21 protein-coding genes are annotated in these 24,833 nt (G+C 72.6%); 12 read left to right on the top strand and 9 right to left on the bottom strand.

Annotation, left to right across the window (positions count from 1 at the left end):
• Window positions 1-208: 208 nt before the first annotated feature.
• From Acy02nite_RS11175 to Acy02nite_RS11165, 3 genes are all read right to left on the bottom strand, one after another.
• Window positions 209-877 (bottom strand): hypothetical protein, encoded by a 669-nt coding sequence (locus Acy02nite_RS11175; RefSeq protein WP_203739879.1) that lies wholly within the window; start codon window positions 875-877, stop codon window positions 209-211.
• Window positions 878-1,636: 759 nt separating this feature from the next.
• On the bottom strand, window positions 1,637-2,014 hold the full coding sequence (locus tag Acy02nite_RS11170) for a YbaB/EbfC family DNA-binding protein (protein ID WP_203739878.1): 378 nt from the start codon (window positions 2,012-2,014) through the stop codon (window positions 1,637-1,639).
• 76 nt (window positions 2,015-2,090) lie between these two features.
• Entirely contained in the window at window positions 2,091-2,462 is a 372-nt protein-coding gene (locus tag Acy02nite_RS11165; protein WP_203739877.1) for a hypothetical protein, read from the bottom strand.
• A 170-nt stretch (window positions 2,463-2,632) separates the two neighbouring features.
• Here Acy02nite_RS11165 and Acy02nite_RS11160 point away from each other — a divergent pair, with 170 nt between their 5' ends.
• The 4 genes from Acy02nite_RS11160 (at window position 2,633) to Acy02nite_RS11145 (ending at window position 8,077) form a co-directional block, all read left to right on the top strand.
• A complete protein-coding gene (locus tag Acy02nite_RS11160; protein WP_203739876.1) occupies window positions 2,633-3,928 on the top strand; it encodes an AAA family ATPase in 1,296 nt (431 codons plus the stop codon).
• Between the two features lie 36 nt (window positions 3,929-3,964).
• A complete protein-coding gene (locus tag Acy02nite_RS11155; protein ID WP_203739875.1) occupies window positions 3,965-4,963 on the top strand; it encodes a beta family protein in 999 nt (332 codons plus the stop codon).
• 48 nt (window positions 4,964-5,011) lie between these two features.
• Window positions 5,012-5,854, top strand: a complete 843-nt coding sequence (locus tag Acy02nite_RS11150; protein ID WP_203739874.1) for a bifunctional DNA primase/polymerase — start codon at window positions 5,012-5,014, stop codon at window positions 5,852-5,854.
• Between the two features lie 414 nt (window positions 5,855-6,268).
• Window positions 6,269-8,077 (top strand): SpoIIE family protein phosphatase, encoded by a 1,809-nt coding sequence (locus Acy02nite_RS11145; protein ID WP_203739873.1) that lies wholly within the window; start codon window positions 6,269-6,271, stop codon window positions 8,075-8,077.
• A gap of 582 nt (window positions 8,078-8,659) precedes the next feature.
• On the opposite strand, the gene Acy02nite_RS11140 is transcribed toward Acy02nite_RS11145, so the two are convergent.
• Window positions 8,660-10,090 (bottom strand): hypothetical protein, encoded by a 1,431-nt coding sequence (locus Acy02nite_RS11140; RefSeq protein ID WP_203739872.1) that lies wholly within the window; start codon window positions 10,088-10,090, stop codon window positions 8,660-8,662.
• Window positions 10,087-11,133, bottom strand: a complete 1,047-nt coding sequence (locus Acy02nite_RS11135; RefSeq protein WP_203739871.1) for a hypothetical protein — start codon at window positions 11,131-11,133, stop codon at window positions 10,087-10,089. Before Acy02nite_RS11135 ends, Acy02nite_RS11140 begins: the two co-directional genes overlap by 4 nt.
• Window positions 11,134-11,350: 217 nt before the next feature.
• Here Acy02nite_RS11135 and Acy02nite_RS11130 point away from each other — a divergent pair, with 217 nt between their 5' ends.
• A complete protein-coding gene (locus tag Acy02nite_RS11130) occupies window positions 11,351-11,635 on the top strand; it encodes a DUF427 domain-containing protein (RefSeq protein ID WP_203739870.1) in 285 nt (94 codons plus the stop codon).
• Window positions 11,636-11,704: 69 nt separating this feature from the next.
• Here the strand turns inward: Acy02nite_RS11130 and Acy02nite_RS11125 are convergent, their stop codons facing one another.
• Both Acy02nite_RS11125 and Acy02nite_RS11120 read right to left on the bottom strand, forming a co-directional pair.
• Window positions 11,705-12,037, bottom strand: coding sequence for a hypothetical protein (locus tag Acy02nite_RS11125; protein ID WP_203739869.1), 333 nt, complete (start codon window positions 12,035-12,037; stop codon window positions 11,705-11,707).
• A gap of 49 nt (window positions 12,038-12,086) precedes the next feature.
• Entirely contained in the window at window positions 12,087-12,569 is a 483-nt protein-coding gene (locus Acy02nite_RS11120) for a YbaB/EbfC family nucleoid-associated protein (RefSeq protein WP_203739868.1), read from the bottom strand.
• A gap of 161 nt (window positions 12,570-12,730) precedes the next feature.
• Between Acy02nite_RS11120 and fxsA the strand changes: the two genes are divergently transcribed.
• From fxsA to Acy02nite_RS11105, 3 genes are all read left to right on the top strand, one after another.
• Entirely contained in the window at window positions 12,731-12,919 is a 189-nt protein-coding gene (gene fxsA, locus Acy02nite_RS11115) for an FxSxx-COOH cyclophane-containing RiPP peptide (protein ID WP_239174562.1), read from the top strand.
• A gap of 13 nt (window positions 12,920-12,932) precedes the next feature.
• Window positions 12,933-14,384, top strand: coding sequence for an aKG-HExxH-type peptide beta-hydroxylase (locus Acy02nite_RS11110; protein WP_203739866.1), 1,452 nt, complete (start codon window positions 12,933-12,935; stop codon window positions 14,382-14,384).
• A 130-nt stretch (window positions 14,385-14,514) separates the two neighbouring features.
• The gene (locus tag Acy02nite_RS11105) at window positions 14,515-16,191 is read left to right on the top strand and encodes a putative bifunctional diguanylate cyclase/phosphodiesterase (RefSeq protein WP_203739865.1); all 1,677 of its coding nucleotides are present in this window, start codon (window positions 14,515-14,517) and stop codon (window positions 16,189-16,191) included.
• Window positions 16,192-16,212: 21 nt separating this feature from the next.
• Here the strand turns inward: Acy02nite_RS11105 and fxsT are convergent, their stop codons facing one another.
• Window positions 16,213-18,633, bottom strand: coding sequence for an FxSxx-COOH system tetratricopeptide repeat protein (gene fxsT, locus Acy02nite_RS11100; RefSeq protein WP_203739864.1), 2,421 nt, complete (start codon window positions 18,631-18,633; stop codon window positions 16,213-16,215).
• 94 nt (window positions 18,634-18,727) lie between these two features.
• Here fxsT and Acy02nite_RS11095 point away from each other — a divergent pair, with 94 nt between their 5' ends.
• Window positions 18,728-19,042 carry an STAS domain-containing protein gene (locus Acy02nite_RS11095; protein ID WP_203739863.1) on the top strand — a complete coding sequence of 105 codons (315 nt, stop codon included), beginning with the start codon at window positions 18,728-18,730 and terminating at the stop codon, window positions 19,040-19,042.
• A 534-nt stretch (window positions 19,043-19,576) separates the two neighbouring features.
• Here Acy02nite_RS11095 and Acy02nite_RS11090 read toward each other — a convergent pair.
• The gene (locus Acy02nite_RS11090) at window positions 19,577-20,860 is read right to left on the bottom strand and encodes an MFS transporter (protein ID WP_203739892.1); all 1,284 of its coding nucleotides are present in this window, start codon (window positions 20,858-20,860) and stop codon (window positions 19,577-19,579) included.
• 50 nt (window positions 20,861-20,910) lie between these two features.
• Between Acy02nite_RS11090 and Acy02nite_RS11085 the strand changes: the two genes are divergently transcribed.
• The 3 genes from Acy02nite_RS11085 (at window position 20,911) to Acy02nite_RS11075 (ending at window position 24,833) form a co-directional block, all read left to right on the top strand.
• Entirely contained in the window at window positions 20,911-21,888 is a 978-nt protein-coding gene (locus Acy02nite_RS11085) for a GlxA family transcriptional regulator (RefSeq protein WP_203739862.1), read from the top strand.
• Window positions 21,889-21,957: 69 nt separating this feature from the next.
• On the top strand, window positions 21,958-23,625 hold the full coding sequence (locus tag Acy02nite_RS11080) for a GspE/PulE family protein (protein ID WP_203739861.1): 1,668 nt from the start codon (window positions 21,958-21,960) through the stop codon (window positions 23,623-23,625).
• A gap of 86 nt (window positions 23,626-23,711) precedes the next feature.
• Window positions 23,712-24,833 carry a type IV pilus twitching motility protein PilT gene (locus Acy02nite_RS11075; RefSeq protein WP_203739860.1) on the top strand — a complete coding sequence of 374 codons (1,122 nt, stop codon included), beginning with the start codon at window positions 23,712-23,714 and terminating at the stop codon, window positions 24,831-24,833.

Below are 24,833 nucleotides of genomic sequence, written 5' to 3'. Positions count from 1 at the left end.
CGGGCGTGACCATGGCATCCGCGGGCGTGACCATGGCATCCGCGGGCGTGACCACGGCGGAGCCGGTGGACGCCGCCCAGGGCGGGGGGCGGTGTCCACCGGGCGGCTCCGGCCCGCCGCCAGCGGAGGTCTGCGAGAGCCCGGAGGCTCAGGAACTGGAGGCTCAGGGATCGGAGGCTCAGGAACTGGAGGCTCGGGAACTGGAGGCTCAGGGGAACTGCATCCGCCGGGGGCGCGGGATCACCGGAGGCGGGAGCGGCAGATCGTCGAGATGGCTCCAGTTCAGGGTGCCGTTGTCGGTGGACTTGACCTCGCCCAGGCAGGCCCGGAGAAGCCCGAGGTTGGGCGCCCCGGCGTAGCCCGCGATCACCACCTCGGGCTTCGGCTCGATGCGGGCGATGGCCGCGCAGATCTTGGCGACCTCCCGCTCGTCGACCGCGTCCAGCGGGAGCGGCGACTCCACCGGCGACCGGCGCCACGGCGGCCCGAACCGCCCGAGCAACTCCCGTGCGAGCCGCCCGAACGACCGGCCCACCTCGGCGTCGGCCATCGACAGCCGCGCGGACTGCCCGTAGCACCACGGCACCACGATGTGGCCGTTGATCAGAACCAGCTGGTAGACCGAGCGCGGAACACTGATGATCTCGGCACCCGGCAGCGTGCCCAGGAAGAGGACCAGTTCCTCATAGGGCAGTGCCCAGCGTGGGTTACCCAGCACGCGCTCCACGGTCTGAGTCATGGCCGAGTGTGCGTGCACCTCACGGTCGATCGCCGTGCTCAGCGCCTCGGGCACCCGGGTCCACAGCTCGTCGGCAATCCTGTCGCCGAACTGCTCGACCAGCCAATCGCTGGGACCGACGAGAACGTCTGGACGCATTCTCCACCACCACCGTCCGTGATTCCGGCGTCACTGCTGGCTAGAAGAGTTGCACTTCCGATGATCGACTGGAAGAGGCGGCAACGAGATCATAAAAACGAGCGTGAATGAAATCGCGCATGCCGATCAAAGGCGGGCCACCACGACGGGGCATCGAGCCGAGAAGAATCGAAACCTGCAACTTGCGCGGCGAACCGCACGCGCAAGTTGCAAGCCGGTTTCGCTTTTACCCGTGCCTGTCATTGGACACTGAACTTATTTCCGCCCGGTGACAGAGAAGCAACCATCACTTCACGAGCCTCGATCAAATAGACCGCGACCTGCGATGCCGCACTGACGCTGATCATCCGGCGTGAAGATGCAGGGTGGACCGGATGGACAGAAATCTCTTCCGATCCTTGCTTCCGCCTTCCATCTAGATCCACACATGCGTCGCCACCTCGTGGCAACCGGGTGAACCCCGGGCGTTTGCGCAACTTGGGACAAGCCCACTGTCGGATTCCCGTCAGAACATCTGTTCTTTGATCAAAAACTCCGGGCAAACGCTCTCCACGTGTCGACGCCCACCGCAGATCACCGATCTTGACGGGACGGGGCAGCCTCCCGCCGGACAGCCGGATCCGGACATCATGGAAACGGCGGATCAGCAACCGAATGGAACACCTCAGACTGGTATCGGTCCAGATCGCACCGGCAACAATTCCTGCGACGGCCGACGACCACTCCCTTCGGCAATCAGGCCGAGCCGGACGTCAATTCCTATTCAGCGGCGGACACCTGTGCCGCATATGCCGCCGCTACCGCACGCCCGGTCGCCGACTGCGCCCCGACCGTCTCCGCGGTCGCCTCTCGCACCGCCTCGGCCAGCGCCTCGCGTGCAGCACGCACCGTCACCTCGATCTCCCGGGCGGTCTCCGCCGCCGCCCGCCGCCGGACACCCTCGCCCAACTCGAGCCCGAGCAGGTCACCGCCGGGCCCGACGGTGGCGCTGACCAGCCCGTCCGGGCTTCGCGCCGTCCCGGACAGGCGAGGCAGCCGGGCGGACAGCGCACGCGCCCACCGTGCTCTCTCCGTGAACCCGGACCGCCACTCGTCGAGCCACGCCTGCGCGTCACCCAGCTCACGATCGTCGAGCATGGACCTTCCCCCTTCGCCGTGGCGCCCACGCTAGCCCCGTCGGCAAGATCACGGAGGGGCCTGTGGACAACCTCGGTCAGCCGGGCTCGACGGTGTCCCAGGAGTAGTCGAAGCCGGCCGGCGGCAGGCGCCAATCCCGCAGCACAGCGAGGAGTTCGGACTCGTCCGCGGCCTCCGCGTGCCGCAACCGGACGCCTGCGGGATCCTGGTCGTATCCCTCCAGCCGGTCCGACTCGTACTCCCAGTGGGTGACCAGGAAGCTGCGGCCGGCATCGCTGCGCGCCGCGCCGGCACGCAGGGCCGCCTCGTCCGCGGACCGGCCGCTGGGCACGATGTGCACGAACGACCAGCGGTGCGGCTGCGAGGCCGGGACCAGCACCGCCAGCCTCCGGCCGAGCCGCAACGCCGCCAGCTTCGGAGCCGGCCAGCTCCATTCGCGATGATCCATGACGCGCGGAAGCGTACCTGCGAAACGTCGGGCGAAGCCTGTGGGCGCCTCCGAGAATCTTCGCCGGAAAGGCCCCGAACTGGGCGGACGACCGGTGTTGAGTACCGAAGTTTCCGCAGACCAGCACCGGCCTCGACGATTCTGTCGGGGGCCCGCGCTACGGTGCCCGGGTGAATGAGGTCAGCCCGGCCGAGGAGGCCGCCACCGTGATCGCCGCCGTGCTCGGCGATCTCCGTTCCGGCCAGCATCGGGGCGTCGTCGTCGACTCGCCACCCGGCGCCGGCAAGTCGACGCTGGTGGTGCGCGCGGCCGGCGAGCTGGCCGCGACCGGCGAGCCACTGATGATCGTGGCGCAGACCAATGAGCAGGTCGACGACCTGATCGAGCGCCTCGGCACGCGCTCGCCGGAGGTGACGGTCGGCCGGCTCTCCGCCGTCGACTACGAGCGGACGGATCGGGTGAAGGAACACCCGGCCTGTCGCGTCGCGGCGAAGGTGCCCGACCTCGGCTCGCCGGCGATCACCATCGGCACGGCGGCGAAGTGGGCGACCGTCGCCGAGGGGAGCTGGCCCTGGGCGATCGTCGACGAGGCCTATCAGATGCGGTCCGATGCGCTGCTGCGGGTCGCGCCACGGTTCGAGCGGGCGCTGTTCGTCGGCGACCCCGGTCAGCTCGACCCGTTCTCCACCGTCGAGGTGGAGCGCTGGACCGGCCTGTCCTGGGATCCGATGCAGAGCGCGGTGGCGGTGCTGCTCCGGCACAACCCGGAGCTCCCGGTGCACCGGTTGCCGGTGTCCTGGCGGCTCCCCGCGTCGGCCGCGCCGGTGGTCGCCGAGGCGTTCTATCCGTTCACCGGCTTCCGCTCCGGCACCGGCCCGGGCGACCGCACGCTGCGCTTCGAGCGCCCCGCCGAGACCCCGCTCGACCAGGTGCTGGACACCGCCGCGAAAACCGGCTGGGGCCTGCACGAGCTGCCCGCACGCTTCACCGTGCGCACCGACGCGGAAGCCGCCACGGCCTGCGCCCAGCTCGCCGCCCGGGCGCTGGCCAGGGGCGGGGTCGCCGAGTCCGAGGCGGGGCGGGGCACGCTGTCGCCGTCCCGGATCGCGATCGGCGCCGCGCACCGCGACCAGGCCGCGGCGATCCGCGCGCTGCTGCCCCCGGAGGCGGCCGGCATCACCGTCGACACGGCGAACCGGCTCCAGGGCCGGGAGTATGACCTGACCGTCGTGCTGCATCCGCTCTCCGGCCGGCGCGACGCCACCGCGTTCCACCTCGAGTCCGGCCGGCTCTGCGTGCTCACCTCACGGCACCGGCACGCGTGCGTGGTGGTGGCCCGTTCCGGCATCCCGGAGCTGCTCGACGCGCACCCGTCGACCGAGCCGATGCACCTGAACGTGCCGGTCAAGTTCCCGGACGGCTGGGAGGCGAACCAATCGATGCTCGCGCATTTGTACCGGCTGTAACCCACAGTTGACCGTCGATGCGGCTACGGTGGTGCTATGACGCCCATCGGGGCTTATCGACCGATTCTCCGGCCACGTCGTGGCGAGTTCACGGCACTCGCGCACCTGTCCGAGGAGGAGGCCGCTCGCGTCACGCCGATCGTCGAGCTGGATCCGGCGATCGGCATCGTCCCGCTCCTCCGGGAGCTGCCGCCTCGCACGGACACGCTGGCCCTCGACTTCGGGCACGTGCCGGAGCCACCCGCGCCGCTGGCCCTGGCGGCGCAGCTCACGCGGCTGGGTGTGGCGATGGTGCCGGTGCTACGGCCGTACGAGAGCGGTCGCCGCCTGGTGGCCCATGGCATGGCCGCGCGGATGCACCACCGGCGAGCGGTCCTCCGGCTCCAGCCGCACGTCGACGCGGGCAATCCGGCGCAGGCCGAAGTGGTCACCGACCGGGTACTGGCCGCCACGGAGCTCGACCCGCACGAGGTCGATCTGCTGATCGACCTCGCCGAGACCGCCTGCCTGGCCCACGCCGACGAGGTCGAGGAGCGGGCGCGGCGGGTGCTGCGCTGGGCCCGGAGCATGCCGTGGCGCTCGGTCAGCGTCGCCTCCGGCGCGATGCCGCCGAACCTGGACGACCTGCCCACGGACCGCCCGGTGCCGGTGGGCCGGCTGGACGCGCGGGTCTGGGCCCGGCTCGGCGAGCCCGGCCTGGGGTATGCGGATTACGGCGTCACCTCGCCGGTCCGGCGCCTAGGGGTGCAACATCATCGCCAGTTGCCCACGTTGCGGTACACGTCCGAGCAGGACTGGTGGATCTACCGCTGGGCGCGGCGCGGCGGACGCGGTGACGACCGCTGCCACGACCTGTGCCGCACGCTGGTGACCTCGCCGCAGTGGCCCTCGGCCGGCGCCCGGTTCTCCTGGGGCGACGCCGAGATCGCCCGGCGGGCACGCACGGCCCGGGGCGCGGGCACCTCGGCGAGCTGGATCGCCTGGGGCACCTCGCACCACATCTCGCACGTGCTGCGGGCGCTGCCCGCGGCCTGAGGCCGAACGGCACAGCCACGACGGCAAAGCTGTCGTACGCTTGTTCTAATGTCGCTCACGGCTGCCCTCTCGTACGCCCGGCACGGCATCCCCGTCCTGCCGGTGCACACGCCTGACCGGGGTGGTGTCTGTTCCTGCCCCGGAGGAGAGCGATGCGACAGCCCCGGCAAGCATCCCCGCCTGCGCCACGGGGTCAACGAGGCGAGCACCGACCCGCGCCAGATCGAGATCTGGTGGTCGCGCTGGCCCCGGGCGAACGTGGGCCTGCGCACCGGCGTGATCATGGACGTGGCCGACATCGACTCGGTGGAGGGCTGGCACGCGCTGCGCCACCTCCTCGCCGACGAGATCCCGCCCGGGCCGCAGGTCCACACCGGTGGCGGTGGCCGCCACCTGTGGTTCCGCCCGACCGGCTTCGGCAACCGGGTCCGCCTGCTACCGGGGCTGGACTGGCGCGGTGCGGGCGGTTACGTGCTGGCCCCGCCGTCCCGGCACGTGACCGGCGGCGGCTACACGTGGATCCGCCGTCCCGGCCCGTCGCTGCCGGCCGGCCCACCGGCGCTGCGCGCCATGATCGCCGGGCCGCCGCCGGCGCCGGCGCGGCCGGTCGCGCACCCGGATCGCTACGCGCAGGCCGTGCTGGAGTCGGAGACCGAACGGGTGGCGCGCGCCGCCGTGGGTTGCCGCAACAACACGCTCAACCGGGCGGCGTTCGCCCTGGGCCGGTTCGTGGGGGCGGGCCTGCTCGACGCCGGCACGGTCCGGCGCGAGCTGGAGTGGGCGGCGCGTTGTGCGGGTCTGGGCCAGGCCGAGATCCGTGGCACGATCCGATCCGGCCTGCGCGCGGGCGCCCGGCAGCCGTTCATCGGAGCTTCCGGCCACGCCGCCTGACCGAGCCACCACGCCCCCGCACTGCCACGCCCCCACGCCGCCAGGTCCCCGTGCTGCAACAGCCCAGCCACCGCCGCCGCGCCCCCACGCCCGGGCCGCCACGCCCGGGCCGCAACAGCCCAGCCACCACCGTCACGGCTCAGAGCCGGCCCGTGCCGCGACGACTCAACCGCTCGACCCGCAGCCGCAGCTCGGCACCCGGCCACCGCAGCGACTCCAGGCCGTGACCGGCCGGAAAGCGGCCTTCCACGCTGCCACGACTCCCAGGCCCGACGGCATCACCACGCCCGGGTTGGCATGGATGAGGGGCCGGGGTGACCGATCGGCTGACCGGAAACGGATGATCGGGTCGGGAGCACACGGGTGAACGTGACCGGCGCGCCGGTAGCCTGGCAGGCAACCGGCTGGGGGGCGATGGTGCTTCAGTGGGACGTCATCGGCGACACCGAGCAGAGTGTGCTCGCCGATCCGGTGCGCCTGCGTTCGGTCCGGCGGCTGGGCACGCCGGGGCCGGATGAGGCGTTCGACCGGCTCGCGATGCTCGTCCGCAAGCTGGTGGACGCACCGCTCGGCGTGGTGTCCCTGGTCGACGCGGAGCGGCAGTTCCTGGCCGGCCAGGTCGGCATGCCCGAGCCGTTCGCCACCGAGCGCAGCATGCCGCTGACCCATTCGTTCAGCCGCCACGTCGTGGTGGCCGGCGAGATGCTGGTCATCCCGGATGTGCGCGCCGATCCCCGGATGCGGGGCAACCCGTCGATCGAGGGGTTGAACGCCATTGCGTACGCGGGAGCGCCGATCACCGACCCGGACGGCCTCGTCGTCGGGGCGCTGTGCGCTGTCGACCACGAGCCGCGGAACTGGACCAACAGCGAGATCGCCCTGCTCAGCGAGCTGGCCGCGGTCTGCTCGTCGGAGGTCTGCCTGCGCATCGCCCGGGCCGCCGCGGAGGACGCCCGGCGCGCCGCCGAGTCCGCCCAGCACCAGTTGGCGCTGCTCACCGACCTGACCGAGTCGCTGGCCGCGACGATGGACGTGGCGGAGGCGATGCGCCGCCTCGGCCGGATCGTCACCGGCCGGCTCGCCGACTGGTGCGTCGTCACGTACGCCGACGAGCCGGGCGCGAGTCCGCACGTCTCGGCCACCCACCGCGATCCGGCCCGCGCCGCCGACATGCAACGGCTCGCCGACCTGGCCGCCCGTTCGCGCACCGACCTGCAGGCGATCGTGCTGGCGGCACGGCGGCACGGGCGTTCGGTGCGGCGCGAGAGTGGCTCGGCGAGGTTGCGCGGCCGGCTCAGCGATGTGGAGCTCGCGGCGCTCGCCATGTCGGCCGGGCTCGGCTCGTCGATGGTGGCGCCGATCGTGTCGCCGGTGCGCCGCGTGGTCCTGGGCGCGGTGCTGCTGGTCAACGGGCCGGACAGGCCACCATTCACCGCGGCCGAGGAACGGGTCGCCGCGGAGATCGGCCGCCGCGCTGGGCTCGCGGTGGAGAACAGCCGGCTGTACCGGGAGCAGCGCCACGTCGCCGAGGTGCTGCAGCGGAGCCTGCTCACGGAGCTGCCCACGCTGCCCGGCGTCGAGCTGCACGCGCGTTATCTGCCGGCGCAGGACGGCGCCGCCGTCGGCGGTGACTGGTATGACGCTTTCGCCCAGCCCGACGGCAGCGTGATGGTCGCGGTCGGTGACGTCGCCGGCCACGACATCGAGGCCGCCGCGACGATGGGCCAGCTGCGGAACCTGGTGCGTGGCGACGCGTTCGGCCGCGCCGACGAGCCCGGTGCCCTGCTCACCCAGCTCGACGAGGCGTTGCACGGGCTGCGCGTGCCGGCCGCCGCGACCGCGGTGCTGGCCCGTGTCCGGCAGTCCTGGTCGGGTTACGCGATCAGCTTCGCGAACGCCGGTCATCCGCCGCCGCTGCTGCTCCTGCCGGACGGGCGGGTCCAGGTCTGGTGGATCCCGCCGGAGCCGCTCCTCGGCCTGCCCCCGCACCAGGCCCGCACCACCACCGTCCGTTATGTCCCGCCCGGCTCCACCCTGGTCCTCTACACCGACGGCCTGGTCGAGGACCGTCAGCAGCTCCTCGACGACGGTGTCGCCCGCCTCGCCGAGCGCCTCCGCGAGAGCAGCGCCTACCCCGGCGACGAGCTCTGCGCCCGCCTGCTCGACGTCGCCCCGCGCCGCAACGACGACATCGCCCTGCTCCTGGTCCGCCTCACCGGCTGAGAAAGATCAACTTCAAGATCTTGCGGTCCCCTCTCCGCTGTGGTCCGGATCGTCGCTCCCGCGGGGACCCTTCCGGGCTTCGCAGGGCCGCGAGGCGGCCCAGAACGCGAAACCCGCAAGGGCGACGTCCGCAGGTGGTGCGGGTCACAGCAGGAGAACCCGCGCAGGACCGCAAGCCGGCAGCACCAGCCCGCCGGTGAACCACGCGAGGCAGGCGGCAGCTCGAGCGTGCCGCGCGGCGGAGGTTCCGGCTGGTTCTCATGGTCGTTATGCGTGCCTCATAACGACCATGAGAACCAGCCGGAACCGCGAGCCGCGCCGCAGCCTCGGCCCGGGCGCGGCTCGCGCCCCCGGACGCACTCGACTAGGCCCGTCGGCTTCACACGCAGCGGCGTGCCAGCCGGCTCGACCGCCGCGGGACGCGACGCGGCGGGGCGACGGTCGCGGGACGTGGGCGACGGCCACGGGCGCAGCCGGCTCGACGGACACGGGACGACCACGGGACCCAGCTCGCTCGACCGACACGGGACACGGCGGGGCGACGGCCGCGGGACGGCCGACATGGAAAGTCGGAAGCGAGGGCTATGGGACGGCGGGGACTTGCGGGTCTTGTGGGGGTGGGGGGCCGCCGTGGGTCCAGGGAGTCTCGGTGGGGTCGGGAAGGGCGCCGCCGCGGCGGAACTCCTCGGTGAGCGTCGTCAGGATCACGCGCTCGCCGACGGCCGGAACGGTTCCCGGCTCGGCGACCAGTTTGCGGCCCATGCCACCGGAGAGCTCCAGCAGAACGTCGGTCTCGCCGGTCACGGGCACCGGGGCAAGCGAGATCACGCGGGCCTTCTGGGACGGCCGGGACGGCGAGGTCAGCGACGTGCCCGGCTCGACCCGTACCGACTCGGCGGTACGAACCATGATGCGCGGCCGCAGCACCGGCCGTTTGCCGCTGTCGTCGATCCGGTCGGGCGCGGCCAGCGTGACGGTCCCGGCGAACGCGGCCCCGGCCAGCCGGTACTCGGCGAGGACGAGCGGGTCGTCGAAGGCGCGCTGCACCGCGTACCGGGAGGCGGCCGATTCGAGCCGCTGCAGGCGTGCCGCGGCGGCGACCGCACCGTCCCGGCGGGGCTGCGGCGCTCCGCCGTCGGCGACGTGCTGCGCGAACGCCGTGTAGACGTCCCGGTCGGAGTCCCACCGCTGCCCGACTCGTGAGCCCACCGGCAGCCGGCGCAGCAGGTCGAGCACCCGCCACATCCGCTCCCAGGTCGGCAGCATGAGCTCGCGCAGCACGTCGGGCAGTTCGGGAGCGGACCGTTCGATCAGCGGCGCCAGCACCTTGTTGTCGAAGTCCGGGTCGGTCGCCGGGCCGGCCACCGGGCCGTTCTCCACGGCACGCGCCGCCGCCGCGCCCTCCTGGATCCAGGCCAGCAGCACGCCGAGCTGCGCGTCCTCGGCGCCGCTCTGCCCAGTGGCCCAGTGCAACCCGAGCGCCTGCACCGCGTTGACCAGCAGGGACGAGCCGGGCACCTCGGCGCTGGTGGCGAAGAACGTGAGCCAGCGCCCGAGCAGCGGCACCGACGCGGGCACCGGGTGCTCGCCGTCGACGGTCCGGAAACGGGTGGACCGGCCGAACAGGCGCAGGAAGTCGACGCCGGCCGGGTTCGGGACCCAGAGTTGCGGGGCGTCGGCGTAGCGGGTGCGCACGTCCTTGCCCCGGTCGATCGGGACGTCCTCGGTGGCGTCGGCGAACATGTCGACGTACGCGACGAGGATCTGACCCAGACGATCGGCGAACCGGAACCGTTCGTCGCGGTCCCGCGGCTGGGTGACGACGAGCAGTTCCGGTTTGTCCGGGTCGGCTCCGACGAGCGCGGCCAGCGGCGCATTCGCCTCGCCGGCCATCGCGAGCGGCACGAGCACCAGCGGATAGTCGTGAACGTGCAGGTGGCGGACGGTGGCGATCGGCTGCGCCCGCCCACTGGCGACCGCCTGCGCCCGGGCGAGGGCGGTGAGCGTACTCAAGAAAGCGCCTCTGACCGCAACCGGAGCGCCTGCCGCAGGAGCGCCGCGGCCTCCTCCTGCTCCGGCGTCGGCGTGCGGGTCCCGGAGGCGAGCTCGAGCACCTCCTCGACGCTCTCGATCCCGCCGAGCGCCTCCCGCACGGGCCGGCCGAGCGCCCCGGTCGTCCCGCTCGCCTCGTGCCGGCAGAACGTGGACAGCTCGCACGTGGAGAGGCACTCCGGCGCATAGCGGGGCGCCACGTGCCCGAGCGCCGCGACGATCTCGGACGCCGGCCGGTTCAGGTCGAAGGTCACCCCGGCCGGGAGCGCGTCGATGATCTCGCCGACGCCGGACAGCCGGGACAGTTGCCGGCGCAGCGTGGCGAGCTGTTTGCGCACGTCGAGGCGGACCGCGACCGGGCGCATCGCGAAGTTCTCCGGGCAGACCAGCACGATCTCGTGGTCGACGAGCAGCGGGTCCATCCCGAGGCGTTCGAGCAGTTGGCGCAGCGCGAGGACGTACGTCGCGGCCTGGATCGCCGCCGCGGAGACCTTCGCGCTCTCGGCCTGCCCGTCGACGATCGCGAACGACTTGATCTCGACGACCTGCAGGCGGCCCTGATGCGCGTACGCCACCAGGTCGGGCTCCAGGTAGACGGTCTGCCCGGCGACCTCGAGGGTGAGCAGCGGGTGGTCGATCAGCGCCGCCGACGCGGCGGAGAGCAGCGCGACCGTCCGCGCATGGCGGTCACCCAGGCTGTCGTCGGTGTCCGCCCCGAGGTCCCGGTAGGCGGCGGCGTCCGAGGCGCCGAGCACGGACCGCAGCAGCTCGCAGTCGTCCGCCTTGAGCATCGCCTCGAACGCGTTGCCGCGGGACAGCGCGAACCGGGACTGACCGAAGCTGCCCGGGAATCCGATCGTCTCGGCGAGCTTCAGCTTGTCGACGCCGGCCGCGTCGAGCACGGCCCGCCGGTTGCAGCCGGGGTTGCCGGTGAGCGCGGCGATCGTGCGCGCGTTGTGCCGCTTGGCCTTGCCACCGCCACGCAACTCGTCGAGCCGGCCCATCAACGGCCGTCCCGGGTGCAGCGGTCATCGGGGAAGCGGAGCGAAACCAGCCGGGTCATCAGCGCCCATTCCGAAAGCATCGACGAGTCAAGGGGAAGATCGACAAGTCAGGAGAGGAAGTCTACGGGACCGTGGCGAACTCGCCGCGTTTCACCCGCGAGAGGTGAATAAAACGCACATATCAGTCACAATTCGAGAGGCGCGCTAGGTTCGGGGCATGCCGAAGGCCATCTGGAACGACGAAGTGATCGCGGAGAGCGACGACACGGTGGTGCTCGAGGGGAATTACTACTTCCCCCGCGCCTCGGTGCGTGCGGACGTGCTCATCCCCTCCGACACGCACACCGTCTGCCCGTGGAAGGGCAAGGCGTCGTACTACTCGTTGCGGGCGGAGGGGCACACCGCGGCCGACGCCGCCTGGTACTACCCGGACCCGAAACCGGACGCCTCAGCCGTCCGCGACCGGGTGGCCTTCCGTAAAGACGTGAAGGTGGAGATCTAGGAAGACTCCGACGGTTCCTGCCGCGGCCCCGCGTGAGCCCCGGCCGGAACCTTCCAGCGCGGGGCCCGCTCACGCGATGCGCGGGTGGGCCTCCTCGATCGCGGTCACCTCGAGGTAGTCGAGCATGTCGCCCTGCTCCTCGGGATCCAGCGCCCGGAACGCCGCGTAGGCCTCCTCCCGGGCATTCTCCGTCTCCGCCGCCAGCAGCGCGATGATCGCCGACCAGGCCAGCGACACCCGGTCGAAGAGCCGCGCCCGGCGCAGCGAGGTGAGGCGGGAGAGCATCGCGACCTTGGCCACCGCGTCGTCGTCGGTCGCCAGGCGGTCGCAGAGCTCGAAGAGCGCCTTCCCCCGGTACGGATGCTCGGCCTCGACCATCCGCGCCAGCTCGGCGTTGCTCATCTGGTCGACCGGCGGCGCCGGCCCACGGCGTGGCAGGCGGGGGCTCGGCTCAGCGTGCACGACTGTCCCGCCCGCTCTCGAACCCGTTGCCCGGGGTCTGGTGCGGCAGCGACGGCACGGTGCTGAACGACGGGAACGGCGCCCGTGCCGGCATCACCGGAGCGGCAGGCTCGTCGAGCCCCTCCCCCGACTCGGGGAAACGCTGCGTGAAACTGTCCAGCACCGCCTTGCCGGTCTCGGTCTCCGCCCCGACGGTCGCCTCGACCGCGTCCGCGACCTGGCCGGCCAGCGCCGACTGGGCACGCCGGATCGTCCGCAGGATCTCGGCCGCCAGCCCGGGCGCGCCCAGGCCCAGGGACCGCTCGTCCAGCTCCAGGTCCGTCACGTTCCCCGAACTCGCGACGGTGACCAGCACCGCGCCGTCCGCACCGGAGGCCGACGCACGCAGCGTCGCCACCCGATCGGCCAGCGCGGCGGCCGCACCCCGCGGGCGGGATGCACCGTCGACGGCACCGCGTTCTCCACCCAGCACGATTTCGCCCTCCGTTACCGACTTACGGTGGTGATGACCCATGAGATCACGACCACGCCATCCCCGCGAGCACCCACGGTAGCGACTCCCGGCGCTCACCCGACCCGGCGACCGCCGTAACCTTCATGCAACGCATCGACCGCCACGATCGAGGGGGTGCCGTGGAGACGGGCCAGCCGGACGACGGACACGCCCCGGAGTGGCGATCCGCGATGATCGACGTCTCCGAGGCCACCCTCGCCGAGTTGGTCACCCGCGACGACTCGGCCCTGGACCGCTGCCTGCGCCGCCTCGCCGGCGACCTGGCCGGGCCGAGCGAGCAGATCGCCGGCTTCAACTCCGCGCTCTGAGCGGCCCCACCCGTTGCAACCGTTCCGGCTCGCCGACCCCGACCTTGCCGCGCTCGGCGCCGGCCGGCCCTCACCGGGCACTCTCGCCCTGCTGCGCAGAGCGCAGCTCAGCCGCCATCTCCTTCTCCTCCGCGAGATCCGGCTCAGGGCCGGCAGGAACCCGAGGTGGTACGACCGGCTGCACGCCATGCCGCCCGGCGAATCGCGCGACCGGATCGCCGACCCGATGACCGGCCTGTGGGCAGCCCAGGTGCTGTCCGCCCTCCGCGACGAAACCGCGCCCGCCTGCACGGAGTTGCCGGAGATCGCCGGCCAGGCGCTCTCCGTGACGCACGCCGGGCGGGCACTGACAGTGCGCCTGGACGATCGGGGGCCGCTGCGGCACCTGCTCGGGCTGGCGCCGGCCGAGCCGCTCACGCCCGCCGAGGTGGCACGCTGGCGGGACTCCCTCGGCGAGGCGTGGCGGATTCTGACCACCCGGCATCCGGGCGCGGCCGACATCGTCGAGGGCGTGTTGCGGGTGATCGTCCCGGCGCGCCCGGATCCGCGGGCCGAGGGGGTGAGCGCCACGTCGGCGGCCGCGTTCGGGGCGGTCGCGTTGTCCGCCCCGGCGAACGGCACGAGTCTCGCGGTCGCGCTGCTGCACGAGACGCAGCACAGCGTGCTGAACGCGGTGCACGGCCTGTTCGAGCTGGTCCGCCCGGACGACACGCTCGGGTATTCGCCGTGGCGCGACGATCCGCGGCCGGCGTCCGGGATCCTGCACGGGGTGTACGCGTTCCTCGCCGTCACCCGCTTCTGGCGAGCCGAGCTGCGCGGCGGTTCCGGTGCGGGCGAGGCGGCGTTCGAGTTCGCCCGGTGGCGGGCCGCCGTCCACGAGTCCGCGGGAGAGCTGCTCGCCGGCGGCCGGTTGACCGCGGCCGGGAATCGGCTGGCCGGCGCCGTGCGGGACGAGGCAGGCCCGTGGCGGAGCGAGCCGGTCGGCGCCGAGGTGGAACGGCTCGCGGATCTGGCCCGGGCCGACCATCACGTGCGCTGGCGGCTGCGGAACCTGACGGTCGCCCACGGGGACGTGGCAGCGCTCGCCGAGGCGTGGCACGCGGGCCGCGCCGCGCCCGTCGTCCGGTCGGTGGTGACCGCGAGTCCCCGGGTGGTCGAGCCGAGCCCACGGCTGCGGATGATCCGGGAGCTGCTGCGCGGCGACCCGGCCGGCCCGGCGCATCCCGGCGACGCCGCCTGGGTGCGGGGCGACGCGGGGGCCGCGCTCACGGCGTACCGAATGGGCCTGGGGAAGGACCGTGACCAGGAGCGGGCCTGGAGCGGACTCGCCCTGGTCTCCCCGCATCCTGCCCTGCGCAGCAGGCCGGAGCTGGTCCGAGCCGCCGCGCGGGCCCTGCCCGAAGCGGACATCGCGGACCTGGCCGCCTGGCTGTCCGGCGGCGAGCGCAGCTGCACGTGCAGCTGAGATTGCCGGCGCGACAGCCGGTTGCAATCCGGTTCACCTGCGGTTTTGCGCTCGGTTGCGAATGAGTGGAGCGAGCCGGATCACTCAACCCGCCCGCCACCGGACCGATCTGAGCGACCGGAGGTGGATCGTGGCTCGGAAAGCACTGTTGGACCGGATGCGGCGCGCCGTCGACGACGGCGTCGTGCTGGCTTCCCTGGTACTGCTGGTGTGGCCGGCGGCGGACACGGACGTGACCCTCACGTCCTGGCTCGTGCCGCTGGCCGCGGCTCTGTGTCTCGGCGTGGCGATACTGCTGGTGGCGCCGGAGCGGCCGGTGCTGCGGTTCGGGCCGGCGGCGGCCGCGCTGGTGGTGAGCGGCATCCGGCACGTCCAGGACGAACTCGCCCCGGGCGCGGTCTGGCTGCTGCTCGGCATGGCGGTGGCCGTCCTCGGCCGCCACTGGCTCGGCACCGGCACCGACAAGGCGCTGCTGCGCGAGATGACCACGCAGCGGGCGATGCTGGCCCGGCAGGCGTACCGGGATCCGCTGACCGGGGTCGGCAACCGCAAGATGTTCCTGGAGCGTGCCGAGCACGCGCTGGCCGAGGCGAGCCGGACCATGACCGCGGTGATCGTGGTCGACCTGGACGGCTTCCGCGAGCTCAACGACACGTTCGGCCACGAGGTCGGCGACGAGCTGCTGCGGGCCGCGGCCGACCGGCTGGCCGCGAACGTGCGGGCCAACGACGTGGTCGCCCGGCTCGACGGCGACGAGTTCGTGGTGCTGCTGCCCGGCCTGGAGGACGAGCAGGCAGCGGTCGCGGTCGCCGACCGGGTGCTCACCGAGCTGCACCGGCCGCTGGAGGTGGCCGGCCTCAAGATGACCGTCCGGGCCAGTGCCGGCGTCGCCCTGACGGCCGGTGGCGGCGGTATCGACCACGTGCTGCGCGAGGCCGACCAGGCCCTGCACCGCGCGAAGCTGGACGGCGGCGGGGCGGCCCGCCGGTTCGACCCGGAGCTGTTCGCCCTGGAGGAGCAGCGCCGCAAGGCCGAGGGCGACATCATCCGTGCCCTGGACATGGGTGAGTTCGAGGTGCACTACCAGCCGATCGTCGACCTGGACGGCGAGCAGACCGTCGGCGTCGAGGCGCTGATCCGCTGGCAGCACCCGGAGAAGGGCCTGGTCCCGCCCGGCCTGTTCCTGGAACTGGCCGAGCAGCTCGGGCTGCTGCCCCGGCTCGGCGGCTGGGTGCTGGAGGAGGCCTGCCGGCAGGCGGTCGGCTGGCAGCGGCAGTTCCCCGGCTTCGAGATGAACGTCAACCTGTCCGCCTCGCAGCTCAGCAACCCGAACCTGGTCGCCGAGGTCCGCTCGGTGCTGGAACGCACCGGGCTGGACCCGGAGCACCTGGTGCTGGAGCTGACCGAGTCGGTCGCGCTGGTCGACCTCGAGGAGTCCGCCCGGATCCTCAGCGAGCTGAAGGACCTCGGCGTGCGGATCGCGCTGGACGACTTCGGGACCGGCTTCTCCTCGCTCAGTCACCTGAGCGCGCTGCCGGTGGACGTGGTCAAGATCGACCGGTCGTTCGTGCAGGCGATGCCGGAGAGCGGCGGGGCGTCGGTGGCCGAGGCGGTGCTGCACATCGCCCGGACGTTCAACCTGTCACCGGTGGCCGAGGGCGTCGAGGACGCGGCCCAGGCCGACTGGCTGCGGGACCTGGCGTGCAGCCGGGCGCAGGGTTACCACTTCGCCCGGCCGATGCCCGCCCTCGACGTCACCGAGCTGCTCGACAGGCAGGCCGACGCCGAGAAGGACGTCGCCGCCTGAGCTGACCGGCGCGCCCGCGCCTCACAACGGTGGCAGGTCCACATCCGTCTCCAGACGCTGCCCGGCGGCGGTCACCCGGAACACCGGGTGGCCGTCGCCGTACGCCTTTCCCAGCGCCTCGACGGCCTGCCGCTGCGCGGCCTCGTCCTGGTCCGCCAGCGCCAGGTTCCACGCACAGGCCAGCGTGTCCGGGTGGTCGGCCCCGCGCACCACCCGGGACCGCCGCAGCGTGTCCGCCGCGAGCTCCCGCGCCGGCTGACCCTCCCCGGCCGCGAAAAGGTCCGCCGCCAGCCCGTTCGCGCAGCTCAGCGTGAACGGATGATCAGCTCCGACGCTGCGCCGCAGCCCACTGATCACCTCTTCGTCGATGGTCCGCGCCTCGTGGTGCTGGCCGGCCGCCCGGACCACCCCGGCCAGCCCGGCGGAGGCGGCGAGCGTGAACGGATGCTCGTCGCCGAGCACCGCGTGGAACCGGATCACCGCCCGTTCCAGCAGCTCGTGGGCGGCGGTCAGATCGCCGGCCGCACGCACGCAGTTGGCCAGCGACAATGCGGTCGCCAGCGTGTCCACGTTCAGGTCGCCGAACCGCTGCCGGCACGCCTCCAGGTTCGCGGTCGCCAGGTCACGCGCCTCGGCCAGCCCCAGCCGGTACGCCGCCATCGCCGTGAGCCGCCCGGCCCAGAGCGCGAACGGGTGGTCCTCGGCGACCTGCTCGGCGTGCCCGGCCAGCACGCCGGCGACCCCGGTGTAGTCGCCGAGCCCGTACAGGTCGTAGGCGAGCGCGGCCCGTGACGACAGCGTCTCCGGGTGCCCGTCCACGAAGATCGCCTGCCGATGCCGCAGCGTCTGCTCGTCCAGTGCCCGGGCGCCCCGGAAGTCGCCGAGCAGCCGCAGATCGATGGCGAGGTTGTTGGCGCAGCGCAGCGCGGTCGGGAAGCTCTCGCCGAACAGCCTGCGGTACCGCACCAGGTTGTCCGCGTCCAACTGCCGCGCCTGCCCGAAGTGGCCCTGCATGCGCAGGTCCCCGCCGACACTGTTGGCGGTGGCCAGGGTCGCCTCGTCGTCGGCGCCGAACACCTCCCGCTGGGTGCGCAGCGTCTGCAGGTTCAGGTTCCGCGCGTCGGCGGAGCGGCCCACCGCGCGCAGCGCGTTCGCCAGGTGGAACGAGGCGAGCAGCGTCTGCTCGGCGGACTCGCCCAGCGCGTCCCGCCACCGGGCGACAGCGGAGGCGGCCAGCTCGCGGCTCGAGTCGTAGTCGCCGCGCGCGAAGTGGAACCGGATGCAGTTGATCACCAGCTGGCGGACCTCCTCGGCGTCGCCGCCCAGCAGATCCGAGTGGATCAGGTGTGGGGCGAGCTCCGCGTACCGGTACCAGCCGGCCGGATTGTCCGGGTCGCCCGGGTCGGCCGCGGAGAGCATGCCGCGCACGATGCGCAGCAGCTCGGCGTGCCGCTCCGAGCTGAGCTCCTGACCGAACATGCCCCGGATCAGCGGGTGCACGGTGAGCCGCTCGCCCGACGGGTCCAGCCCAGCCAGCCCGAACCGGGCGATCCGGCGCATCGCGGCCCGCAGCCGGCGCTCGACCCGGACGGTCCGGGCGATCTCCGGCTCCAGCGGCAGCGTCCGCGCCGCCCAGAGCAACTGCCAGGAGACCGGGGCGCTGGCCAGGAACGTGCAGAGCTCCAGCAGCACCCGGTCGGCCGGGGCGGCCTCGCCCAGCGCGTCGGCGGCCAGGCCCCAGGTGACCCGGACCGGGGTGGGGAACGCCAGCTCGGCGGCGCGGCGCTCGTAGCGCTCCAGATACTCCCCGACCGGCCAGCCGGTGGCGGTGCGCACGGCGGCGGCCAGGTCCAGCGCCATCGGCAGGTCGCCGAGCCGGGTCGCGAGCCGGTCGGCGTCCCCCACGGAGAGCTCCGGCGCGCGGGCCTGCAACAGGTCGACCGCGTCCGCCCGGTCGAAGACCGGCACCGGCAGGGCCTGCGCCACCTCGGCCGTCCAGCGGGGATTCCGGCTGGTCACGAGCACGTGCCCGGCGCCGGACGGCAGGTACGGCATGATGTCCTCGGGCCGGTTCGCATTCTCGAAGACGACCAGCCAGTGCCGGTACGGCTCGCCGCGGCTCAGCGCGTCACGGACAGCGCCCAGCGTCCGGTTGAGGTCGCGCGCCTCGGGCAACCCCAGTTTCTGCGCGAGACCGGCGAGCGCGGCGCGCATCCCCGCGTTCTGCTCGGCGGGGATCCACCACACCAGATCGTAGGTCTCCGCATGACGGTAGGCATACTCCACCGCCAATTGGGTACGTCCAGTTCCGCCGAGTTGGTGGTCCGCACTCGGCAGCAGCACCACCGGACCGTTGCCGAGCAGGCCGCGCACGCGGGACAGCAGATCTTCACGACCCACGAAGCGGGGATTGCGCGGCGGCAGACCGCCACGGATCGGCACACCGTGCTCCTCACATCTTGGTGATGCCGATTACCGTACGTGGAACCCCCGCCACTGCAAAGCGGGCACCCGCCCGGCGAACGGAAGGCCCCCGGTGATCGAAGAAGTGACGAGCCTGGATGCTGACGGCACCCTCACCACCGTGTCGCTGCGCGGCGAGATCGACGTCCTCACGGTCGAGCAGGTGCGGGTCGCGCTGGGCGAGGCCGTCGCCGGTCGCCCCCGCCAGATCGTGGTCGACATGCACGACGTCGCGTTCATCGACTCGACCGGCCTCGGCGCGCTGATCTCCGGCTTCCAGCGGGCCCGTGACCAGGCGATCGCCTTCCGGCTCGCGCGCCCGAGCAGCAACGTCCGCCAGATCCTCGTCCTCAGCGGCCTGCTCGAGGTCGTCGAGGTCACCCCCTAGATCAACCCCATTCTCCGGTACGGCCACCCGCCGCCCCACCGGATTCGCGGCCCCGCCGAGCAGTCCGCGACGCCGCTGCGCTCCAGGCCGCAACGGCGCCGCCGCCCACCTGGTGATCCACACCCTGGGTGGCCTCACCCCACGCCGCCCGACCCAACGCCAGCCCGGGCCGTACCACCCCGGACAGCCGCGTCCCACGCCACCCGACGCAACGCCCGTCCGCGCCCTCCCCACCCCGGACAGCCGCGTCCCACACCGCCCGACGCGACGCCCGCCCGGCTCGAGGTCGCGGCCGCGCTCCCGACCCCGGCTGGTTGTCATGGGCGTTATTCGTCCCTCATAACGCCCATGACAACCAGCCGGAACCTCAGTCGCGGCCGCAGTCCGGTGCGGGCCGCAGCCCCGCGCGGGGTACACGCGGGACGGGGTATACGCGGGGCGCGGCTGCGCGCGCGGGGCGGGACTGCGCGCGGGGCACGGCTGCGCGGGGCGGGGCTGCGGCGGGCGGCTCATCGGCGTACGCGGGAAGGGGTTTCAGGCTTTTGACGGGACTGCGAGACCGAGGCCGGGGGCGACGGGCTTGAGGTGCTTGCCGGCGAAGAGCATGAGGCTCAGCAGGGACGCGAGGAGGGCGAGGGCGCCGGCACCGTACCAGGCCCAGGTGTACGCGCCGAGCTGGTCACGGACGAGACCGGCGGCGGTGGCGGCGATCGCGGCGCCGAACTGGTGGGAGGCGAAGACCCAGCCGAAGACGACCGGGCCGGCCGCGCCGAAGTACTCCCGGCACAGGGTGACCGTCGGCGGCACGGTGGCGACCCAGTCGAGGCCGTAGAAGAGGATGAACACCAGCATGCTCGGGTGTGCCGTGGCCGCCAGGATCGAGGGCAGGACGAGCAACGAGAGGCCGCGCAGGGCGTAGTACCCGCCGAGCAGGATGCGGCTGTCGACCCGGTCGGTGAGCCAGCCGGAGGCGATCGTGCCGACGATGTCGAAGACGCCGACCAGGGCGAGCAGGCTCGCGGCGGTGGTGGTCGGCATGCCGTGGTCGTGCGCGGCCGGGATGAAGTGGGTGCCGACCAGGCCGTTGGTGGTCGCGCCGCAGATCGCGAAACCGCCGGCGAGCAGCCAGAACGCCCGGGTCCTGGCGGCGTCGCGCAGAGCGGTGAGCGCGGTCCGCGCGGCGTTCCCGGCCGGTTTCGCCGGCGGGTCGGTGAGGCCGCCGAGCGCTGTCACGCCGAGGTCCTGCGGGTGGTCGCGGAGGCGCCAGAGGATCAGCGGCACGACGAGGAGCGCGACCGCCGTCACGGTCAGCGCCGCCGTACGCCACCCGTGGGTCTCGGTGATGCGCGACAGCACCGGCAGGAAGACCAGGTTGCCGGTCGCGCCGCCGGCCGTGAGCACGCCGGTGACCAGCCCACGGTGCTTGACGAACCAGCGGCCGGTGATGGTGGCGACGAAGCCGAGCGCGAGCGAGCCGGTGCCGAGCCCGACGAGCACCCCCCAGCAGAGCATCAGTTGCCAGCTGGAGTTCATCCAGATGGTCAGGCCGGAACCGAGCGCGACCAGGCCGAGCGCGACGGCGGCGACCCGGCGGATGCCGAACTTCGCCATCAGCGCCGCGGCGAACGGCGCGGTCAGGCCGTAGAGCAGCAGGTTCACCGAGACGGCGGCGGAGATCGTGCCGAGCGACCAGCCGAACTCGGCGTGCAGCGGCTCCAGCATGACGGACGGGGTGGAGCGGAAGCCGGCCGCGCCGATCAGGGCGATGAACGCGACGGCGGCGACCGACCAGGCGGGATGGAGGCGTGCTTTCACGATCGAGATTCTTCCGGTTCCGGTACGACCGGACGAGTGGCCGGGAGGCCATCATGCGCAAGAATCAGGCCATGGCTCAGGTGCTCGCGGTTCTCGTTCTGGACGACGTGGTCGGGTTCGATCTCGGCGTGCCCCCGCAGGTGTTCCGGGCGTCCCGGCGCAGCGACGACGATCAGCTCTACGACGTGCGGGTCTGCGGGCCCGGTCCGGTGCACAGCGCGGCCGGTTTCACCGTGATCCCGGATCATGGCCTGGACGCGCTGGCCGTGGCCGACACCGTGGTGATCCCGGGCATCCACGGCACCGGCCCGATGACCGACGGCACGCTCGACCCGGTGATCCGGGACGCGCTGCTGGCGGCGGCGGCACGCGGCGCCCGGATGGTGTCGATCTGCACCGGGGCGTCGGTGCTCGCCGCCGCGGGCCTGCTCGACGGCCGGCCCGCGGCAAGTCACTGGGGCTGGGAGTCGCGGCTGCGCCGGCTCTACCCGGAGGTCCGGTGGGACTTCGACGTGCTCTTCGTCGACGACGGCGACGTGCTGAGCTCGGCCGGCGTCGGCGCCGGGGTCGACCTCTGCCTGCACATCATCCGCTCCGACCACGGCGCCGAGGCGGCGAACCGGGCGGCCCGCCGGTGCGTGGTGCCACCGTGGCGCGACGGTGGCCAAGCCCAGTACATCGAGCGCCCGGTCCCGGCCGCCGCGGGCAGCGGCACCGAGCCGACCCGCGCCTGGGTCCTCGACCGGCTGAGCGAGCCGGTCACGCTGGAGGAGATGGCCGCGCACGCGCGGATGAGCGTGCGCACCTTCACCCGGCGCTTCCGGGACGAGACCGGCTCCAGCCCGCGGCAGTGGCTGCTGCGCCAGCGGGTCGAGCACGCCCGGCTGCTGCTGGAGTCGACCGACCTCGGCGTGGACGTGGTGGCCCGCCGCGCGGGGCTGGGCAGCGCCACGGCCCTGCGGCAGCACCTGCACGCCACCATCGGCGTCGCGCCCTCGACCTATCGACGGACGTTCCGCCACGTGGGCTAGCGGCTCAGTTTTGCGGCGGGATGTCCGATGGAGGGGTGTATAGCCCGTGCCGCCGCGGTTGAGGATTCCATGGACCAAACCTTCCGTCCGCTGCTCGAAGCCCTGAAGCAGATCGGTGTCGACCCGCATGCGGTCGACGCGGCTGCCGAGGAGGCGTTGCGCAGCGGACGTCCGGTGCGGGCCGTCCTGATCAACGACCAGGTGGTCACCGAGGAGCAGCTGACCCAGGCGGCCGCGGCCGCGTTCGGCATCAACACCCTGGACCTGGTCGGCTTCACCCCGGACCCGACCGCGCTCAAGCGCATCCCGCTGCCGGTGGTGCTGCGCCACCGGGTGCTCGGCCTGGCGATCAACGACGGCGAGCTGGTGGTCGGCGTGACCGACCCGGCCGACGTGGTGGCGCTCGACGACGTGCGGGCGGCGACCGGCATGACGGTCCGCCCGGTGGTGGTGGCCCGCAGCGAGGTCCGGCGGATCATCGAGAAGCTGCAGCGCGAGGACAGCGACCTCGGTGACCTGGCCGATGCGGGGGCCGACGAAGCGGCCGGCATGGCCGCGCAGCAGACCAGCACCGAGGACGCCCCGATCGTCCGGTACGTGAACAGCCTGATCGAGCAGGCCGTCATGAACCGCGCCTCGGACCTCCATCTGGAGCCGACCGAGGACGAGATGCGGGTGCGGTACCGGATCGACGGCGTGCTGCACGAGGTCGACATCGTGCCGAAGGGCGTGATGGCCGCGCTCACGTCCCGCATCAAGATCATGTCCGGGGTCGACATCACCGAGAAGCGGGTGCCGCAGAACGGCCGGATCACGGCGCTGATCCGGGACCGGACGGTCGACCTGCGGACCGCGACGCTGCCCACCGTGTGGGGCGAGAAGATCGTGCTCCGGGTGCTCGACACCGGCGGCATCGACCTGGACATCCGCAAGCTGGGGTTCACCGAGCACAACCTGAGCCGCTTCGAGGCGTCGTTCACCAAGCCGCACGGGATGGTGCTGGTCACCGGCCCGACCGGCTCCGGCAAGTCGACCACGCTTTACGCCACGCTGGGCCGGATCAGCAAACCCGAGGTCAACGTGATCACCATCGAGGACCCGGTCGAGTACCGGCTGCGCGGCGTCAACCAGGTGCAGGTCAACGCGAAGGCCGGGCTGACGTTCGCCGCGGTGCTGCCGGCCATCCTGCGATCCGACCCGGACGTCGTGCTGATCGGTGAGATCCGGGACGGCACCACCGCGCAGATCGCCGTCGAGGCGGCGCTCACCGGTCACCTGCTGCTCTCCACGCTGCACACGAACGACGCGCCCGGCGCCGTCACCCGGCTCACCGAGATGGGCATCGAGCCGTTCCTGGTCGGCTCGTCGCTGGACTGCGTCCTCGCGCAGCGGCTCGCCCGGCGGCTGTGCGACTGGTGCAAGGAGGCGTACGCGCCGACCGAGGAGGAGATCTACGCGGCCCGGTGGCCGCTGGAGGATCTGCCCTTCCCGCACGTGCTCTACCGCCCGGTGGGCTGCCGGAACTGCGCGAACACCGGGTACAAGGGCCGGATCGCGCTGCACGAGGTGATGCCGATCAGCGCGGAGATCGAATCACTGACGATCCGGCGCGCCCCGGCCGGCGAGATCCGCGAGGTCGCTGTCGCGCAGGGCATGTACGACCTGCGGGCGGACGGCCTGGCCAAAGCGTCCGGCGGACTGACCTCCATCCGTGAGGTGTCCCGCGTGGCGGTGTGACAGCTCCCTTGTCGCAACTAAACCGGATTCCCGTCGTGCCGATTCAACAAGCGTCGGAACATGAACGGAAAGGGCCGGAACAGCAGATGGACACGATCGAGCACGAGACGCGAGTCGCGGAGTCCGCCGGTAGCGCGGACGACCTCGCCGTGCTCGACCAGTTGCTGATCACGCTGGTCGAGTCACGCGGCTCGGACCTGCACCTCACGGTCGGCTCGCCGCCGATGATGCGGGTGGACGGCTCGCTGCGCCCGGTCCCCGGGTACGGCAAGCTGAACGCCGCGGACACCGAGCTGCTCGCCCGCGCGGCGGTCACCCCCGCTCAGTGGGAGACCTTCCGCACCGAGCAGGAGATGGACTTCGCGCACAGCATCATCGGGGTCTCCCGCTTCCGCGGCAACCTCTACCGCCAGCGCACGTCGTGCGGCGCGGTCTTCCGGGCCATCCCCCACAAGATCAAGCCGCTGGACGAGCTGGGCATGCCGGAGTCGGTGGGCCGTTTCGCCCACCTGCCGCGCGGCCTGGTGCTGGTGACCGGCCCGACCGGTTCCGGCAAGACCACCACGCTGGCCTCGATCCTGGACCTGGCCAACCGCAGCCGCGCCGACCACATCATCACGATCGAGGACCCGATCGAGTTCCTCCACCCGCACAAGCGCAGCATCGTCAACCAGCGCGAGGTCGGCTCGGACACCGAGACGTTCGCCAGCGCGCTCAAGCACGCGCTGCGGCAGGACCCGGACATCATCCTGGTCGGCGAGCTGCGGGACCTGACCACCACGTCGACCGCGCTGACCGCGGCCGAGACCGGTCACCTGGTGCTGGCGACCCTGCACACGCAGAGCGCCACGCAGACCATCGACCGGGTCATCGACATCTTCCCGCCGCACCAGCAGTTGCAGATCCGCGCGCAGCTGGCGGCCAGTCTCCAGGGTGTGGTCACCCAGGCGCTGGCGCCGCGGGCGGACGGCAAGGGCCGTGCGGTGATCTGCGAGATCCTGACCGCGACGCCGGCCATCCGGAGCCTGATCCGCGAGGGCAAGTCGCACCAGATCCCGTCGTTCATGCAGGCCGGCAGCAACGAGGGCATGCTCGCCTTCGACCAGCACCTGGCCGAGAAGGTGCGGGAGGGCGTCATCACGATGGCGACCGCCTTGGAGATCAGCCACTCGGCGGAGGAACTCAAGCGGCTCGTCGGGCGGAACTGA

The organism is Actinoplanes cyaneus, assembly GCF_016862095.1.
Lineage (GTDB): Bacteria > Actinomycetota > Actinomycetes > Mycobacteriales > Micromonosporaceae > Actinoplanes > Actinoplanes cyaneus.
The sequence above is the reverse complement of the archived record's forward strand: the minus strand, read 5'-3'. Positions and strand labels throughout refer to the sequence as shown.

What these genes read in the sequence shown, in the direction of transcription:
- Acy02nite_RS11075 (WP_203739860.1), top strand. Translation starts at nt 23,712, where the DNA reads ATGGACACGATCGAGCACGAGACGCGAGTCGCGGAGTCCGCCGGTAGC.
- Acy02nite_RS11145 (WP_203739873.1), top strand. Translation starts at nt 6,269, where the DNA reads ATGGTGCTTCAGTGGGACGTCATCGGCGACACCGAGCAGAGTGTGCTC.
- Acy02nite_RS11155 (WP_203739875.1), top strand. Translation starts at nt 3,965, where the DNA reads ATGACGCCCATCGGGGCTTATCGACCGATTCTCCGGCCACGTCGTGGC.
- Acy02nite_RS11080 (WP_203739861.1), top strand. Translation starts at nt 21,958, where the DNA reads ATGGACCAAACCTTCCGTCCGCTGCTCGAAGCCCTGAAGCAGATCGGT.
- Acy02nite_RS11165 (WP_203739877.1), bottom strand. Translation starts at nt 2,462, where the DNA reads ATGGATCATCGCGAATGGAGCTGGCCGGCTCCGAAGCTGGCGGCGTTG.
- Acy02nite_RS11135 (WP_203739871.1), bottom strand. Translation starts at nt 11,133, where the DNA reads ATGGGCCGGCTCGACGAGTTGCGTGGCGGTGGCAAGGCCAAGCGGCAC.
- Acy02nite_RS11085 (WP_203739862.1), top strand. Translation starts at nt 20,911, where the DNA reads ATGCGCAAGAATCAGGCCATGGCTCAGGTGCTCGCGGTTCTCGTTCTG.
- Acy02nite_RS11150 (WP_203739874.1), top strand. Translation starts at nt 5,012, where the DNA reads ATGTCGCTCACGGCTGCCCTCTCGTACGCCCGGCACGGCATCCCCGTC.
- Acy02nite_RS11125 (WP_203739869.1), bottom strand. Translation starts at nt 12,037, where the DNA reads ATGAGCAACGCCGAGCTGGCGCGGATGGTCGAGGCCGAGCATCCGTAC.
- Acy02nite_RS11170 (WP_203739878.1), bottom strand. Translation starts at nt 2,014, where the DNA reads ATGCTCGACGATCGTGAGCTGGGTGACGCGCAGGCGTGGCTCGACGAG.
- Acy02nite_RS11130 (WP_203739870.1), top strand. Translation starts at nt 11,351, where the DNA reads ATGCCGAAGGCCATCTGGAACGACGAAGTGATCGCGGAGAGCGACGAC.
- Acy02nite_RS11175 (WP_203739879.1), bottom strand. Translation starts at nt 877, where the DNA reads ATGCGTCCAGACGTTCTCGTCGGTCCCAGCGATTGGCTGGTCGAGCAG.